The following is a 1,422-nucleotide window of genomic DNA, read 5'->3' on the forward strand; positions in this document are numbered from 1 at the left end:
CGCGCCGGCGGCGAAGGACTTGCACCGGCCGTCCGGGGACAGGCCGCGTTGCCGGGAGAACTCGATGAACGTGCCCGGTGTGGCCATCACGGTCACGCCGCCGGCCAGGGCCAGGTCGCATTCCCCGGACCGCAGCGCCTGCCCGGCGAGGTGCAGCGCCACCAGCGACGACGAGCAGGCGGTGTCGACGGTGACGGCCGNGCCGGAGAGCACGCTGCCGGAGGTGCCGGTGCCGACGTAGCCTTCGGCGTCCGGCGGAAGGTCGGCCAGGCGGGACGCGTAGTCGTGGTACATCACGCCGGCGAACACGCCGGTGCGGCTGCCGCGCAGGGCGGCCGGGTCGACACCTGCGGATTCGAAGCTCTCCCAGGACGCCTCCAGCAGTAGCCGCTGCTGTGGGTCCATGGCGACCGCCTCGCGGGGCGAGATGCCGAAGAAGTCGGGGTCGAAGTCGGCCGCCCCGGCGAGGAAACCGCCGTGCCGGGTGTAGGAGGTGCCGCTGCGGTCGGGGTCCGGGTCGAACAGCGCGTCCAGGTCCCAGCCCCGGTCGGCGGGGAACTCGGCGATCCCGTCCCGGCCGGCGGCCAGGAGGCGCCAGAGCTGGTCCGGGTCGTCCACGCCGCCCGGGTAGCGGCAGGCCATGCCGACGATGGCGATCGGCTCGTCGGCGTCGATCGTCCGGACCGCCGCGCGGCGGGCGGTGATCTGGCCGGACACCTGCTCGTACAGGTGCGCGGCGAGGGCGGCCGGGCTGGGGTGGTCGAACACCAGCGTGGCGGGCAGCCGCAGCCCGGTGGCGGCGTTGACCCGGTTACGCAGGTCCACCGCGGTCAGCGAGTCGAAGCCGAGTTCGCGGAACGCCTTGTCGGCTGGCACCGCGTCCGCGCCGCCGTGGCCGAGCACCTGCGCGACCAACCCGCGTACCAGCAGGTCCACGTCGGCGCGGGCCTGGTCGGGAGCCAGGCCGGCGAGCCGGTCGGCCCAGTCGCCACCGGCGCCGGCCTGCCGGCGGGGGGNGTCCGACGAGCGTGCGGAGGACGGCCGGTACCGGGCCGTCACCGAGGGCGGCCCGCAGCGCGGGTACGTCGACGACGGCCGGTACGAGCGCCGGCCGCCCCTCGGCGAGGGCGGCGTCGAGCAGGTCGAGGCCGACCTCGGCGCTCATCGGCGTCAGCCCGGCCCGCGCGGAGCGCTGCCGCTCCCCCTCGGACAACGACGCCGCCATCCCGGCGGTGTCCCACATCCCCCACGCCAGGCTCACCGCCGGCAAACCGGTCGAGCGGCGGTGTGCCGCCAACGCGTCCAGGAACGAGTTCCCCGCCGCGTACGCGGCCTGACCCGGCGAGCCCAACACACCCGCCACCGACGAGAACAACACGAACAGGTCCAGGTCGAGATCCCGGGTCGCCTCGTGCAACCACC

At 75.4% G+C, this 1,422-nt stretch carries 2 pseudogenes; both read right to left on the reverse strand.

Going from position 1 to position 1,422, the window contains the following annotated elements:
* Positions 1 to 978 (reverse strand): annotated as a pseudogene (locus B1205_RS32440) (beta-ketoacyl synthase N-terminal-like domain-containing protein); the annotation flags it as partial.
* A 316-nt stretch (positions 979 to 1,294) separates the two neighbouring features.
* Positions 1,295 to 1,378, reverse strand: a pseudogene (locus B1205_RS33625) (KR domain-containing protein); the annotation flags it as partial.
* Between the last annotated feature and the right edge of the window lie 44 nt (positions 1,379 to 1,422).

Source organism: Micromonospora sp. NBS 11-29, assembly GCF_002140155.1.
In the GTDB taxonomy this organism is placed as follows: domain Bacteria; phylum Actinomycetota; class Actinomycetes; order Mycobacteriales; family Micromonosporaceae; genus Micromonospora.